Below are 15,857 nucleotides of genomic sequence, written 5' to 3'. Positions count from 1 at the left end.
TTCGGCGAGGCATAAAGCATTGGTCAAAATACATAATTCCCAAGGAATACAGGCAAATGAACCAACAGTTATCTGTAAGCAAACGTGACGGGCGCAAAGAGCCTCTTGATCTGGATAAGATCCATCGCGTTATTGAATGGGCCGCCGAAGGTTTAAGCAACGTTTCGGTTTCGCAAGTTGAATTAAAATCGCACATTCAGTTTTACGACGGTATTCGTACTAAAGACATTCACGAAACCATCATTAAAGCAGCAGCGGATCAGATTTCAAAAGAATCGCCTGATTATCAATACTTAGCTGCACGTTTAGCTGTATTCCATTTACGTAAAAAAGCGTACGGTCAATTTGAGCCACCACGTTTATTTGACCACGTAACAAAAATGGTTGGCGATAAACGCTACGATGCTCACTTATTAGTAGATTACACAGAGCAAGAATTAGACGAGCTTGATGCATATCTTGATCATTCTCGCGATCTTAACTTTAGCTACGCGGCTGTAAAACAGCTTGAAGGTAAGTATCTCGTTCAAAACCGTGTATCGGGTGAAATCTACGAAAGTGCACAGTTTTTATATATTTTAGTAGCAGCGAGCTTATTCTCTGACTACCCAAGTGAAACACGCGTTTCTTACATTAAGCGCTTTTACGACGCAGTATCGTTATTTAAAATATCTCTACCAACGCCAATTATGTCGGGTGTACGTACGCCTACTCGCCAGTTTAGCTCGTGTGTATTAATTGAATGTGGCGATAGCCTTGATTCAATTAACGCTACATCATCTGCTATTGTTAAATACGTTTCACAACGCGCAGGTATTGGTATTAATGCTGGTCGTATTCGTGCGCTAGGTAGCCATATTCGTAACGGCGAAGCGTACCACACAGGTTGTATTCCTTTTTATAAGCACTTTCAAACAGCTGTTAAAAGTTGTTCGCAAGGTGGTGTACGTGGCGGCGCTGCAACATTGTTCTACCCGCTTTGGCATTTAGAAGTAGAGAACCTACTTGTACTTAAAAATAACCGTGGTGTAGACGATAACCGCGTTCGTCACCTAGATTACGGCGTACAGTTTAATAAACTAATGTACTCTCGTTTAATTAAAGACGACTACATTACGTTATTTAGCCCATCAGATGTGCCTGGTCTTTACGATGCATTTTTTGAAGACCAAGCTGAGTTTGACGCGCTTTACGTAAAATACGAACAAGATGAGTCTATTCGTAAAAAACGCATTAAAGCCATTGAGCTTTTCTCTATGTTTGCGCAAGAGCGTGCAAGTACAGGTCGTATTTATTTACAAAATGTGGACCACTGTAATACACATAGCCCGTTCATTGCTAAAGTTGCGCCTATTCGCCAATCTAACTTATGTTTAGAAATTGCATTGCCAACTAAGCCACTTAATAACGTAAATGACGAAGAAGGCGAAATTGCCCTTTGTACACTGTCTGCGTTTAACTTAGGTGCAATAGAATCACTTGATGAGCTTGAAGAGCTAGCAGAACTTGCAGTACGCGCACTTGATAACTTACTTGATTTCCAAGACTACCCCGTACCGGCTGCTAAAAATGCAACTATGGGTCGTCGAACGTTAGGTATAGGCGTGATTAACTATGCATACTACCTAGCTAAAAATGGTAAGCGTTATTCAGATGGCAGCGCAAATGCATTAACACATAAAACCTTTGAAGCGATTCAATACTACTTGATGAAAGCATCAAACGAGCTTGCTAAAGAGCGTGGTGCCTGTCCTAAGTTTAACGAAACAACGTATTCACAAGGCATTATGCCAACAGATACGTACAAACGTGATTTAGATAAAATTTGTGATGAGCCACTTCATCTTGATTGGGATACACTGCGTGCAAATATTAAAGAGCACGGTATGCGTAACTCAACACTAAGTGCGTTAATGCCATCAGAAACATCGTCGCAAATCTCTAATGCAACAAATGGTATTGAACCACCACGTGGACATATTAGCGTTAAAGCAAGTAAAGACGGTATTTTAAAGCAAGTTGTTCCTGAGTATGAGCGTTTAAAAGATCAATACGAGCTACTGTGGGACATTCCATCAAACGATGGTTACTTGCAGCTTGTTGGTATAATGCAAAAATTTGTAGACCAAACAATTTCTGCAAATACAAATTATGATCCAAACAAGTTCGAAGGCGGTAAAGTACCTATGCAAGTCTTATTAAAAGACTTACTAAGCGCGTACAAACTAGGTGTTAAAACCTTGTACTACCACAATACTCGTGATGGCGCCTCAGATATGCAAGAAGATACTCCAGAAGTGGAAGATGATGATTGTGAAGGCGGCGCGTGTAAAATATAACTGCTGATTTTTATTTTAAGCGGGCATTTAGCCCGCTTTTTCTGATAGTTTTTTGAGTGATAAACATGTCTTATACTACTTTTAGCCGAAACCATAATAACCAAATGCAAGAGCCAATGTTTTTTGGCCAAACTGTAAACGTATCTCGTTACGACCAACAAAAATACCCTATTTTTGAAAAATTAATCGAGAAGCAACTGTCTTTCTTTTGGCGTCCTGAGGAAGTAGATGTAAGTAAAGACCGTTTAGACTTTCAAGCGTTACCCGATCACGAAAAGCATATATTTTTAAGTAACCTAAAATACCAAACTTTGCTTGATAGTGTGCAAGGTCGTTCGCCAAACGTTGCCCTACTCCCTATTGTATCGCTACCAGAGCTTGAAACATGGATAGAAACGTGGGCATTTAGTGAAACGATTCACAGCCGCTCATACACACATATTATCCGTAACGTAACACAAGCACCTGAACTTATTTTTGATGACATTGTTAGCAACGATAAAATTAGCGAACGTGCTGATGCCGTAACAAAATACTACGACGACTTAATCAACTCTGTATCGCTTTACAATTTATACGGTGAAGGCAAGCACGAGATTAATGGTAAAACTGTTATCGTGAATTTGTTTGAGCTTAAAAAGAAACTATACCTAGCTATGATGTCGGTAAATATTCTTGAAGCAATTCGCTTTTACGTAAGCTTTGCATGTTCGTTTGCGTTTGCTGAGCGTGAATTGATGGAAGGTAACGCTAAAATCATCAAGCTTATTGCGCGCGATGAGGCACTTCACCTTTCGGGTACTCAGCATATTTTAAACATTATGCAAGACGGTAAAGATGACCCAGAAATGGCGATTGTTGCAGCCCAGTGCCGCGACGAAGCGATTAAAATGTTTGTTGATGCTGCAGAGCAAGAAAAAGAGTGGGCTGAGTATTTATTTAAAGATGGTTCAATGATTGGCTTAAATAAACATATTTTATGTCAGTACGTTGAATACATTACTAATGCACGTATGACTGCCATTGGCTTGCCAGCACAGTTTGAAAATAACAGTAACCCTATCCCATGGATAAACTCGTGGTTAGTGTCTGATAATGTGCAAGTAGCACCGCAAGAAGCAGAAATTAGCTCATACCTTGTCGGTCAAATAGACTCTCAAGTTGATGCATCAGAATTTGGTGATTTTGATTTATAATGAGTGACAAGTCTACTGCAAGCATAACGCTTGCAGAAAACAGCCAGTGTATAGAATTTACCGCTGGCTGCCCTTCTCTTTTACAGTGCTTAGAATCCATGAAAATAGACGTCGCATTCCAATGCCGCGAAGGTTACTGCGGCGCCTGTAGAGCAACGTTAGTGTCAGGTAGTGTTGAATATAACGAAGAGCCACTTGCGTTTGTGCGCGAAGGCGAAATACTCCTGTGCTGCTGTAAACCCAATGGCAACGTAAGTATTAATTTAAAGTAATTTTCTGACAAATAAAAAGCCAATAATGAAAACGTTATTGGCTTTTTTCTTAAGGTGCATTACGGCTAAGTTTTATTTTTCTTTCAAATAAACGGTTTTCTTCTCTAGATATTGCTCTAAACCAAATTTACCATCTTCGCCGCCAAAGCCGCTCTGTTTCCAGCCATTATGAAAACCTTGATGCTGCTCACCCATACCACGGTTAATATAAACTTCACCCACTTCTAACTCGTTAATTGCTTTATTAATATCTGAAAAGTTTTGCGTAAATATATAAGCGCTTAAGCCATAAATACTGTCGTTACAGTATTTAATCGCTTGATCCATATCTTTAACTTTGACAATTGGGAGTACTGGCCCAAAAGTTTCTTCGTGTACTGCAATGTTATCTTGCTTAACGTCTACAAGTAACGTTGGTTCGTACCAACAACCACCTTCGAAACCCTCAACAGAAGCAACTTTACCACCAGTGGCGACAGAAGCGCCTTGTTGAATACTTTGTTGAACTATGTGATCAATGTTGTCTATTTCACGTTGATTACATTTAGGACCCATTTGTGTATCTGGGTTCATAGGATCCCCAACACGAAGTGCTTTTACAGCTGGTAAAAATTTAGCCATAAACGCATCGTACACAGACTCTTGAACATATAAACGCTCAACACAGGTGCATACTTGCCCGCAGTTAGCAAAGCGACCCCAAAGCGCACCTTCAACAGCCTCATCAAGGTCGGCATCTGCCATAACAACCATCGGGGCTTTACCGCCAAGTTCAAGCATTACAGGCGTCATATATTCTGCGCTAGTTTTATAAATTTGCTTACCTGCAGCAGTAGAGCCTGTCATGGTGATCATTTTAGTAATTGGGCTTTCACACAATGCTTGGCCAACAACAGAACCTGATCCATTAATAACGTTTAGCACGCCAGCAGGAATCCCCGCTTCGTTTGCTAAACGACCCAGCTCGGTGGTTGCTAAAGGTGTTTCTTGAGTAGGTTTTAATACAATAGAGTTACCTGTAATCAACGCAGGTCCAATTTTACGACCAGCCAATGCCAGCGGAAAATTCCACGCAGTAATACCAACAACTACGCCACGTGGCACTTTATGAATGTATATTTTTTCATCTTCGTTATCTGAAGGTAAAATATCGCCTTCAATAGTAAGTGCATGGTCGCATGCATAGTCAATAAAAGTCGCTGTTACGTCGACTTCCATTTGTGCAACTGATAGCAATTTACCTTGCTCTGCAACAAGCATTGGTGCAAGAATATCTTTATTTTCACGAATTTTATTAGCAAACACGCGCAATATATTTTGACGTGTGCGAGCTGTCAATTTAGCCCACTTTTTCTGGCCTACATTCGCTGACTCAAGTGCATACTGCGCATCTTCTATACAGCCTTTTGGTATTTCACCAATTTTTTTACCCGTAGATGGGCTTAATATTTCAATGGTGCCACTTACTTTAGAAGCGACATATTCACCATTTATAAAATTCACATTATTATGAAAGTTCATTGTACTATCTCCCCATCCATCCGCCATCAACCAATAAAATAGCGCCGTTTACATAACTAGCAGCCTCAGAAGCCAAGAACACTGCGGGCCCTTTAAAGTCTTCAGGATTTCCCCATCGACCTTGTGGAATGCGCGCTAAGATGGCTGCATTACGCTCTTTGTCATTGCGTAATGCTTCAGTGTTATCGGTATCAATGTAACCTGGCGCAATGGCATTTACATTAATGCCTTTGCCAGCCCATTCATTTGAAAGCGCCATAACCAATTGCCCAATAGCACCTTTACTAGCTGCGTAACCTGGTACTGTAATACCACCTTGAAAGGTAAGCAAAGAAGCTGTAAAAATAACTTTACCCTCGCCATGTTCTATCATTTGTTTGCCTATTTCGCGGCTTAAAATAAATTGAGCATTTAAGTTAACTTCAATCACTTTATCCCATAAATCATCACCATGCTCAGCCGCAGGAGCACGTAGGATTGTACCTGCATTATTAACTAAAATATCAATTTTTGAAAAATCACTTTTTACATCATTAATAAAAGAATAAAGCGCATCACGATCACCAAAATCACATTGGTAGGCTTTAAAGTTTCGGCCAAGGGCTTTAACTTCTTTTTCTACTTCTGAGCCTTCAAGCTCTAAGCTTGCAGATACACCAATAATATCAGCGCCAGCCTGCGCTAAACCTAGTGCAATACCTTTACCAATACCGCGCTTACAACCTGTAACTAGGGCTACTTTGCCTTCTAAGCTAAATTTTTCTAGCATCTGATTCATTTTCATACCTTTATAATTTTTATTATTGTGGATTACATTCAACAAGCGCTTTCATGCCTTCTGGATTTCCATCCATACTCGCAAATGCACTACCAATATCAGTTAACGAACTAACCGAACTAATGAAAGGTTTAAGATCTATTTGGCCCGATGAAATTAATTCGATAGCCAAATCAAAATCGGCCGCTTCGTATACACGTGCACCTAATAACTCCAACTCTTTCCAAAAGAATTGAAATAAATCGATTTCAGGTTTAACACTGTGAATAGCCACCATTACTATACGACCCCGACGCCCTGCTATTTCGGTCATAGCCTCTATTGCGGGTTTTACGCCTGATACTTCAAATACAACATCTGCACCTTTTGTTTGTGTCCAACTATCTACATAGGCAGCTAAATCTTCTTCAATGGGATTAACCGATTTAACACCTAGCTCATCGGCAAAAGCACGGCGGCTTTCGTTAGGTTCAGACACGAGTACTTCTGCACCAACACTTTTAGCAACCGCAGCAACTAATTGCCCAATTGGCCCGCCACCAAGTACAACCACTTTCTCACCCGCTTGTAAGCGCGAGCGTCGTACATCATGGCACGCAACCGATAAAGGCTCTATTAATGCGCCTTGTTTTAAATCAACGCCTGCTGGTAATTTATGCAAAGTACGCGCTTTAACTGTCCAGCTTGACTGAAAAGCACCTGGTGTATCTATTCCCATAAACTTTAAGTTTTGACAAATATGCGTATGCCCTGCATTACACGTAGGACAATCGCCACACCAATCTAATGGGCGTACTACCACGTTTTCCCCTACAGCAAAGCCTTCAACGCCTTCACCTATTTCTGCAACAACACCTGATATTTCATGGCCAATTGTTTGCGGAATAGATACTCGTTGATCCATCACACCATGGTATATGTGCATATCAGTACCGCAAATCCCAACGTATCCAACACTCAATCTAATCTCACCCGCTTTAGGTTTAATAGATGTGCCTTCAACAATGTTAAATGACTTGTTACCTATATATTGTGCAGCTTGCATATTTTTATACCTTCAAGAATGTTTAATTAAATAGTAACCAAGTAATGCATCATTAAAACAATGCCGATACGAGGAATATCAAAGTGAACTATTACACCTTAATATGGTTTATTGTTAACAATTTACACCTAGGTATGTTGTTTGTAAAGCCACTCTTAATATTTAATATAACTTCAGAGCAGTAAAGCGGGCCTGTTAAAAACATTAAGGCTTGAGTAATAAAATTTACTTGTATGTTTTACTTTCAACCTATATTGTCAACAATTAACACAATATAAAGAGGGACTATAGTGATTAAAAACAAAAAATCAATTCTTAGCTTACTGATAATTAGCGCTATAAGCTTAGCGGGATGCAGCCAAAACACACAAACGCCCAGTAGCCAAACAAGTAATAACGTTGTATTTTCTGATGTGTCTGAACAAGCAGGCTTAATAACACAAAAAAACTGGAAGTATGGCGGCCCTACCATTGCCGATATAAACAGTGATGGTCATTATGATCTGCTGCTAACAAATCACGACACCACCCCTATTCGTTTATTTATGGCAAATGGAGATGGCACATACACACTACAAAACGATATTTTTCCACGAGCAGATCTACACGGTATGTCGGCCGGTGATTACGACAACGATGGCGATCTCGATGTACTTATTGCACTAGGCGGTGGAAATGGCACCACACCTCAACCCCAGCGACTACTTAAGAACAATAATGGTAAATTTGAAGATAAAACTGTTGAAGCTGGCTTATCTAAAATGGGGGCTCGCGGGCGCTCTGTGCGCTGGGTTGATGTAGATACCGATGGTGATCTTGATTTTATACAAGTAAACGCCGAAAAATTAATTCACGAAAACTCACCACGCAATATCATTTTTGAAAATCTCGGTAATGGAAAGTTTACTTATCACCCATCAGCTACTTTTGAAAATATAAAAGCCGAGCGTGTATTATTAACCGATTACAATAACGATGACATACTCGATATTTTTGCTTTTGATGGATACAACGATTTAACTATTTATCAAGGTAATAACGACTTTACCTTTACCAATGTTACTAAAGATCTATTAGGTGCAAATAGTGAAGCCTACAAAGGCACGCTCGCAGTTGCACAAGCTGATATAGATAACGACGGCGATATGGACTACTACCTTGCTCGCGGAAAGCTAAGCTACGCTATCGCTAATAACAGTCTATCGTTTAATAAAGGCAGCAAACGGCTAGACCTGCGTGATGAAGGTAATAAAAGCCACGATGGCATAACACTCATTACCGACAACACAAACTCAGGAAGTCTTATACTAAGTGACTTTTATCACTTCCCGCGTGCCAAGCTATTAAGCCATATGGATGTATACATAGGTGAGAAAAAAGAACTAATAAATACACCTAGTAAAAACACCACCATTAGCCAGAAAAAAGCGCAAGGGTTTCCAACTAAGCTTGATAAAACCGGCTGGTACATTGGGTATTTAGGGAATAATAAATGGCGAGTGGAATGGGTACTTACCGACAACCTTGCATGGGATGTACGCGCATCATTCAAAAATGTAAAAAACTATCAAAGCGATTGGCAACCACAAAATCTCGCCCTTCCTGATGTATTACTACGTAACGATAATGGTAAGCTGGTTGATATTTCATCTAAATTATCAGCATTAACAAACAGTAATAACTGGGGAGTTGTACCCGGCGATTTTAATAACGACACAAAAATAGACTTTATGGTCTATCGCTTTGGCGAACTAAAAGAGCGAGTTGCTGATGTTTTACTCATTAACCAAGGTGATTACAAATTTAAAGCAACAATCACTCACAACGCTGATACCGAACGTGGCTTAGACTCACACGGCGATATGGGAGCCGCATTTGACTTTAACCTAGATGGAAAACTCGACCTACTAAGCGGAGATGAAGATAACGGCCAATGGCATTTATATAAAAATACCACTGAGTTAAGTCACGCCCACTTCACCCTTATTAGAGTTGGATACTCAAAAAGTGGGGTTGATCCGTATGGTGCAAAAGTACAAATTAAAACAGCAACTGCGAACCAATATCAAGTTATTGGCTCACAAAGTGCTACTCACTCGCAAAGCTTACTTAATATTGTACATTTTGGATTAGCACAAGCAGATTCAATCTCATCAGTTATCGTTACATGGCGAGATGGCAGCTCTGAGCTTTTAAATAAACAACCTGCAGATCAATTAATAAGTATTGGTAACTTAAATAACTGATCTATAGACGCGACTCTCATGGCCCCCTTAATTAAGCGAATAACGACAGGGGGCTTGTTTTACCAATTCAATATTCTGCTTATTTAACTGCTCAAAAAAACTTATCTATCTGTACTTTGTATTCCCATGGTTGCTGCAATACATTATTCGTATTGTGTTTATTCCACTCATTCCAAAGCTTTGCTAATTTCGCTTGTTCAGCAGGTAATGTATCAACCAAGATATGTCCTAGAGTGTTATCACTAACTTTAAGTGCGTTAAGCTTATCTAATACGACAACAATCGGGCGATCCATAGCAAAATTCGTCGCAGCTAATATTCCCCCTCGCCTATAAAATATGCAAACTGAGCTTAAGCAGCATCCGTTGCTTACTCGGCCTATGAACCGCTGAAAGCGATAATACAGCAAAGAAAGGTTGTTTATTTGGCGACTGATTAATCAGTAAAATGACTGGCTTGAGTCGCAAGTGTATCCACTAAGTACCCTTCGTGTTCAGCATAGTGTTTAAAGTCTCGCTCCATCTTTTGAGAAGGGTAAGCCTGTTGTTCTGCTTTACCATATGAAAAATAACCACGCGCGCCATCACGAAAACAAAAGTTATCAAACTCTCGCTGAGTAGCGATGATATTCATCGTGATTACCTTGAAGCCTATGCGGTAGGGTTTAATAACTCAGCGTACTTTTCAACGGTATTTAAAAAACACACCGAGTTATCATCAAAAGAATACCAACAACAATGCCAATTAAAGTCATCGATGAGGGCAGTTAAATGAGTTTATTTAATTTCCACATCACCATAACGCTGCTGATACAAAGATTTATGAACTTGTTTAGCCGCTTCAACTAACTCTGGGTAGGGAATGTCTGTTGTTGTTACAAATCCAACATTATAATTTTCGCCATCATACGCCCGACCGGTAATTGGCGAATCAATATATTGGAACCAGTGAGCACCAATTAAATACGGATTATCAATAACCGTTTTCATATAGGTTTTGTACATATCAGCACGATCGCGTTGATTAGCAGCATGGATAATGCCTGGATTCGGTTGACCAGTATCACCTGAACCAATGTGAAATTCCCCAATAATCGTAGGCATATCTAGTTCTTTCAACATATCCCATGTCATCGGGTCTAGTCCTTCACGATAATAATTATAACTGATCACATCGGCATACTTCTCAGCAGACCAGCGAGCTTCTGGCGATGTCCCCCAAGAAGTAAACCTCGCGCCCATATATAAATGGTCAGGCAATACTGATTTTAAAGAATGATTTACAACCTTAAAATATTCATCGGAGAAACGAGTTAACAACCACGACAAATCGGCAATCATAGCGTTATTAAAATTACTGTCTTTTTTATAGTTAACGCCAGTATTATTAAATACTTCCCATGACTTAATATTTCTATTCCATGCCTTATTTAGCTGGCTAATGGTTTTATACTTTTGTTTTAACATATCACTGAACACTGATTTGGTCGGGCTATTCGCAGTCGTTTTAGATAGTGCATCAAGTACAATGCCATAACGTAAGGTTGTTGAGCCCTCTCCTCCCCAGCTCATTTCGTTATCAATAAACACCCCAATACACCAAGGGTTATTTTGTACTTCTTGGGCAATAACTTGAGTGGTTATGTTCGCTCTTTTAACAAATTCAGGATCGAAAGGGTCAGGCATGGCTCCCCAATAATCAAAACCAGAACTCAACCTTTTAAAGTCGCCGATGATCCACCCATTCGCAAAATAGGGAACTTGTTGATTATTATAAAAACTAGCATCGGTCCAATTCCCAAATGAAGTAAAGCCCCAATCTTGCATTCTTTTTAAGGTTACTTCGCGCCATTTATCAATATAAGAATCTGGGTATTGCTGAGCATAACGACGTTCTAAATTTGCTTGGTAAAAGCTAAAAACTTCCCCATGTTGGATTGGTCCAAGATGAGATGAGCGCTTGTAACTATAGTGATTTGCCAACTTATCATTATACTGTGGTAGCCAATTAAACATGGCTCTTCGGTCTGGATAAGCGATGTAGGCTGATTTTTGATATTTAGCTAAATTACTATTTAAGCCCTTTGAATCTTCTGGCGTTACATCATCAGGGTCACGCGCTCTGACCGCATCATCGCGATAATCTACACCTGTAAATGTTGTTGTGTTAGCCATTCGCGCGTTGGCAATACCTGAGGAAAAAAACAAATAACCTTCGGGGTCAACTAACGCCCATTTGCCATTTACTTTTTCCGTACGAAAAAAACCTGTTGCCTTTAACTTAGGCCCTTGCTTCCAACCGCCAAACTTACTTCTATCCGCCCGCGGGGTTACTTTCGACAAATCATTTAACTCTTTATTTGCGATTGCTCTTAGTTGTTGTTCAGAGCTGACCTTTAACGGGTAGTTGACCTGTGTAGATTGACCAAATTTATCGACTATGTTTGTTAAAAAATCTGGTTTTGCATCGGGTATCGTTTCGAATCGTAAATTATCGACGGTTACAGCCGTTGGATTTATTTGAGTTTCTGTATAGATAGCGATACTTTCAACTTGGCTAAAATCTACATTGAGTTTAGCGCCTCTCAAGATCATTTTTCGTGCGGCTGTTTTAAAGCTAGCAGGAGTGTCTCTGAGTCCTGTATCAACATTTAAAGTCTGGGAGTTGAGCTCAAAATATAATGTAGCGTGCTCGTTAGTTGTTAGCCCAATTGTACGTCTTTGGACTTGTTTATCTTTACCTGTGATATTCACACTGAGCATCACTGGAAAGTCGCTTACGTTTGAAACATCGAAAAATAAAGCGCTATTGCCCAAAACACTCAGATCCCATAACTTATTCGGTTTGAGTGTGATCCCAGAGAATTTATGCTTAGTGGAAAACGAAAGCTCTAATGCTTTATTTTTATTTTTAATTACTTGTGTCGTTTTTATATTTTTATTTGTTAGTTTATAACTGTTACTAGCGTGCTCAAAATCGTCAATTAAAATAGTCTTGTTATCGTGTTGCAAGTCAAATTCCCTTGCAACACCTTCACCGCTTAAAACTAACGTTGAGTATACAAAGATAGATAAGCATCTAATTATTTTATTCATTTTATTACCTTATACTTTAACGAGTAATAGGTAATGTTATGAAAACGCACTCTGACACATATTTTTATTCATTTAACTGGTTATGAGTCATTAGTTGAATTATTTGCTGTTGATTCAACGCCGCTTCTACTACATAAAGCTCATCGAGTCCGCCTTTAAAGAACATTTGCTTCTCATGTGTTGCGCCTTCTATGTAACCAATATTTTTTCCTATCGTCAGTGGCCGAGAGGCTGGGTGCTGTAAATTTGTTGCGACTTTAGCGATTGACTTTTTCTGCGTTTTTTCAAGCTTACCATCAACATATAGCAAAACATGTGTCGCTAAGTTACTCTTTAGTCCACCGTATAAAACCACTGCAATATGGTGCCACTCATCATCTCGCAGATCGGTATTACCCACAATTTGAGCATTATAGGTCCCTATTCTGATCCTACCTAAAGGCCCGTCAATTGACTCTGGATTAGGGGAAATTTGCCACGCTGAATAATCTTGCTGTAATCCCCAGCTCACAATGCCGTATGCATTTTCCGGTAAAAAATCACTAGGTACTTTGAGCCAAAAGGCGACCGTTCTGGGGTTATCACTGCCAACACCTGGGTACTGTGTTTCTAACCAATTATTTTCACCATTAAAGCTAATTGCCTTATCATATACACCCGCTACCTCTGTTAACTGTTCATCAATGGGAGATTTATCTTTGGCTACATACTGCTGACCATCAATACCACGGCCGCTGGAGAGATAATTATGTTGCTGCTTATCATCAAATGACCAATGTAATAAGTGAGGCTCTTCTATTGAGTCTCCAGGTAATACACGCATAAAATCAGAAGGTACGCTAACAAAGCTGGTAATTTGATGATTTAAATCAAACGCTAATGCCTGATCTTTTTTCACATGTTGATAAGACTGCGTTTTATTGCCACGCGCTTTTATTTCACCATTGAGCACATGTACTTGAGATTCACCGCTATTAGACACTTCGACGCCAAATTCTGTGCCTAAATCTATTATCTCTGAACTTGGGGTATCAACTCTAAAGCCAATTGCATTTTGTGGTACTCGGGCCACTAACTTACCATGATGAAGCGTTACTTTATCTCTGGATTGCAAATTCACTTTAACCGGCGCTTCTAAAACGAGTACCACGCCATTTTCGAGTAAAATTTCACTGTAACCATGCTCAAGAATAATATCTCCTTGACCTAATTGACTGCCAACAGAAAAATTAGCGTTATGCGAAGCAGTCATTTTTGTGACTTCAGCAAACTTATTTGTGTAGTCCAAGTGCTCTGCCAAAAATATAACGCTGACAAAAAGCATAATACTTGCAGCAAGCGCATACGGGCTTGAAAACCAGCTCATTGTACTTTTCGGCCGAATCGTTTTTTGTTGCTCGCTTAGTTTTGCCATTACACTGCGGGTAAAATTGTCTGGTCGCGTATCCGATTGATGATGTGCTTTTAATAAACGTTCACTCGTCACATATTTACTCACTTGTGCAAGTAAATTAACATCATACTGACAGGCTTCAAGCAATTCGTCGGCAACATCTTCGCCAGCCAAATACGCGGCTAATAGCTGTTGTTGGTGCTTCGTCATTTGTTCAGTCATGCTCATCGTTGCTGCTGCTGTATTCTTTTATCAATACATGTTTTCAATGATTGACGAATTCTAAATAAGCGCATAGTCATAGTAGAATGTTTATCTTCATATTTTCGACATAGCTCAGCCAATGAAACGCCTAATGTGTAATGTTCAGTTAATAAATTGCGCATTTTCTCGCTTAATTTTTCAAGGCAAATAGTTAAATTATCAAACATATCAAGCTCGACCCCTTCATGGATATTTTCATCAATGTGTTGATTTATTAAGTGCTCTAACTCATCAGCGCTGCCTAATGCCACAGCTCGGTGTTTACGTTGATGGTTTTTTAATAAATAAGCAGCAATCCCCCTCAACCAAGCTAAAAAGGAACTTTCACTGTTAAACTCAGCGATTTTTTTAAAAGCAATAATAAAGGTCTCTTGTGCTAAATCTTCTGCTTCGTGAGGGGTATTTAGTCGAATAACTAAAAAGGCCCTCACAGCAGACTGATAACGCTCAACTAACAGAGAATATGCAGCAACATTGCCTTGTAATATATCGTCAATTATAGAACCATCACTTTTACCATCTAACGATATTATATTTTCTTTCAAATCAGAGTCCTAATTGAAATAACTGACGTAAGATGGTGCGTCAATTTGCAATTGACTTTGAGTCGTAAATAACTTCCCAGATGCTAAATCACGCTTAATAATCACAACATTATTACTATATTGATTAGCCACTAATAACTGTTTTTGTGATTTTGAAAAATTAAAATCACGAGGATGTAAACCGCCACTTGAGACTTTATTAATTAATTGTAGTCGGGTTTCTGCGATTAATTGATAACCATAAATTGCATTCTCACCGCGCACAGCCACATAAACATGGCGACCATCCTCAGAAATACGAATTGCCGATGCAAGGTTTTGTTGCTCGCCAACTTTTGCGGGCATTATATTTGTTTTTGAAACGTGTAATAACGCACCATTTTGTAATATATTGAAGATACTAATACTGTTACTCAATTCATTTAAGCTAAACACTAATTTTTTAGCCGGATGAAAAGCAAGATGGCGAGGCCCATCCCCCGGCGTTAATTCAATGCGGTGTACTGGCGTAAAATCACTTTTTAAGCTATCAAAAACAATAATCTCGTCTGTGCCTAAATCCGTCAAATACAGATAGCGACTTTGCTTATCCCACCCCGAAAAATGTAAATGAGCACTTCGTTGTCTGGGCGTGATACTACTTCCTGTATTAGTAAATTGACCCCGTGATACTAATAATCCTGCCTTATTAATATTAAACAGTTCACTATTACCTGTCGTGTAATTTACAACAGCTAACTGCTGGCGATCATCCGAAATATTAATATGACATAGCCCTTTTCCTTCAATCGGGTACGTTTTAAGCTTTGTAAACGCGTTACTTTTCCAGTCATACACGTTAATAACAGATTTTTTATCAAGCCCTCTGCCAATGCTATACAATTTATTTATTGTCGGTTGCCAATTTAGATAGCTTGGATCGGTTGCCGATACAACGACGCGTTCGTTAATTAATAGATCATCACTTTCGTTATAAGAAACTAAATAAACGCCCTGATCAGGCTCATTTGTGTAGCTGCCGACTAAAAAATAATTAAGTCGAGATTGTTCATCGCTGATACTTTGACAACCACCAAGGCAAAAAATAAAGGATATAAGAACAAACAGCTGAGCGCACTTTTCAAGTCGTATATGTAATCCTGTTAGCCATAAACTCATTTATT

The 15,857-nt window shown here is 39.3% G+C and carries 13 protein-coding genes; 4 read left to right on the top strand and 9 right to left on the bottom strand.

Features of this window, described 5'->3' with window-relative positions; all coding sequences use genetic code 11:
* Positions 1-56: 56 nt before the first annotated feature.
* The 3 genes from nrdA (at position 57) to yfaE (ending at position 3,807) form a co-directional block, all read left to right on the top strand.
* Positions 57-2,339, top strand: coding sequence for a class 1a ribonucleoside-diphosphate reductase subunit alpha (nrdA, locus tag P20429_RS10545; protein WP_007583040.1), 2,283 nt, complete (start codon positions 57-59; stop codon positions 2,337-2,339).
* A 65-nt stretch (positions 2,340-2,404) separates the two neighbouring features.
* Entirely contained in the window at positions 2,405-3,535 is a 1,131-nt protein-coding gene (nrdB, locus tag P20429_RS10550; protein ID WP_007583038.1) for a class Ia ribonucleoside-diphosphate reductase subunit beta, read from the top strand.
* Positions 3,535-3,807 (top strand): class I ribonucleotide reductase maintenance protein YfaE, encoded by a 273-nt coding sequence (gene yfaE, locus P20429_RS10555; RefSeq protein ID WP_007583035.1) that lies wholly within the window; start codon positions 3,535-3,537, stop codon positions 3,805-3,807. Before nrdB ends, yfaE begins: the two co-directional genes overlap by 1 nt.
* Positions 3,808-3,879: 72 nt before the next feature.
* Here yfaE and aldA read toward each other — a convergent pair whose 3' ends face one another.
* The 3 genes from aldA to P20429_RS10570 are packed head-to-tail and all read right to left on the bottom strand — an operon-like array spanning position 3,880 to position 7,151.
* On the bottom strand, positions 3,880-5,328 hold the full coding sequence (gene aldA, locus P20429_RS10560; protein ID WP_007583033.1) for an aldehyde dehydrogenase: 1,449 nt from the start codon (positions 5,326-5,328) through the stop codon (positions 3,880-3,882).
* A 4-nt stretch (positions 5,329-5,332) separates the two neighbouring features.
* Positions 5,333-6,097: a 2,5-didehydro-3-deoxy-L-galactonate 5-reductase gene (locus P20429_RS10565; protein ID WP_033012689.1), complete on the bottom strand. Its 765-nt coding sequence runs from the start codon at positions 6,095-6,097 to the stop codon at positions 5,333-5,335.
* A 31-nt stretch (positions 6,098-6,128) separates the two neighbouring features.
* Positions 6,129-7,151 (bottom strand): zinc-binding dehydrogenase, encoded by a 1,023-nt coding sequence (locus P20429_RS10570; protein WP_007583029.1) that lies wholly within the window; start codon positions 7,149-7,151, stop codon positions 6,129-6,131.
* Between the two features lie 290 nt (positions 7,152-7,441).
* On the opposite strand from P20429_RS10570, the gene P20429_RS10575 reads away from it, so the two are divergent.
* Positions 7,442-9,397 (top strand): CRTAC1 family protein, encoded by a 1,956-nt coding sequence (locus P20429_RS10575; RefSeq protein WP_007583027.1) that lies wholly within the window; start codon positions 7,442-7,444, stop codon positions 9,395-9,397.
* Positions 9,398-9,488: 91 nt separating this feature from the next.
* On the opposite strand, the gene P20429_RS10580 is transcribed toward P20429_RS10575, so the two are convergent.
* The 6 genes from P20429_RS10580 to P20429_RS20315 form a co-directional block, all read right to left on the bottom strand.
* On the bottom strand, positions 9,489-9,692 hold the full coding sequence (locus P20429_RS10580) for a hypothetical protein (protein ID WP_007583026.1): 204 nt from the start codon (positions 9,690-9,692) through the stop codon (positions 9,489-9,491).
* Between the two features lie 140 nt (positions 9,693-9,832).
* A complete protein-coding gene (locus P20429_RS10585) occupies positions 9,833-10,030 on the bottom strand; it encodes a hypothetical protein (RefSeq protein WP_007583024.1) in 198 nt (65 codons plus the stop codon).
* Between the two features lie 143 nt (positions 10,031-10,173).
* Complete coding sequence (locus P20429_RS10590) at positions 10,174-12,408, bottom strand: beta-galactosidase (protein ID WP_007583021.1); 2,235 nt, start codon at positions 12,406-12,408, stop codon at positions 10,174-10,176.
* A gap of 148 nt (positions 12,409-12,556) precedes the next feature.
* The gene (locus P20429_RS10595) at positions 12,557-14,107 is read right to left on the bottom strand and encodes a LamG-like jellyroll fold domain-containing protein (protein ID WP_237715156.1); all 1,551 of its coding nucleotides are present in this window, start codon (positions 14,105-14,107) and stop codon (positions 12,557-12,559) included.
* A 2-nt stretch (positions 14,108-14,109) separates the two neighbouring features.
* Positions 14,110-14,694 carry an RNA polymerase sigma factor gene (locus P20429_RS10600; RefSeq protein ID WP_007583017.1) on the bottom strand — a complete coding sequence of 195 codons (585 nt, stop codon included), beginning with the start codon at positions 14,692-14,694 and terminating at the stop codon, positions 14,110-14,112.
* Between the two features lie 9 nt (positions 14,695-14,703).
* Positions 14,704-15,852 carry a lactonase family protein gene (locus P20429_RS20315; protein ID WP_007583015.1) on the bottom strand — a complete coding sequence of 383 codons (1,149 nt, stop codon included), beginning with the start codon at positions 15,850-15,852 and terminating at the stop codon, positions 14,704-14,706.
* Positions 15,853-15,857: the final 5 nt, after the last annotated feature.

The sequence above is a fragment of the Pseudoalteromonas sp. BSi20429 genome (assembly GCF_000238895.1).
In the GTDB taxonomy this organism is placed as follows: Bacteria; Pseudomonadota; Gammaproteobacteria; order Enterobacterales; family Alteromonadaceae; genus Pseudoalteromonas; species Pseudoalteromonas arctica.
Note: the sequence above shows the minus strand (reverse complement) of the source record. Positions and strands in the feature narration are given on the sequence as shown.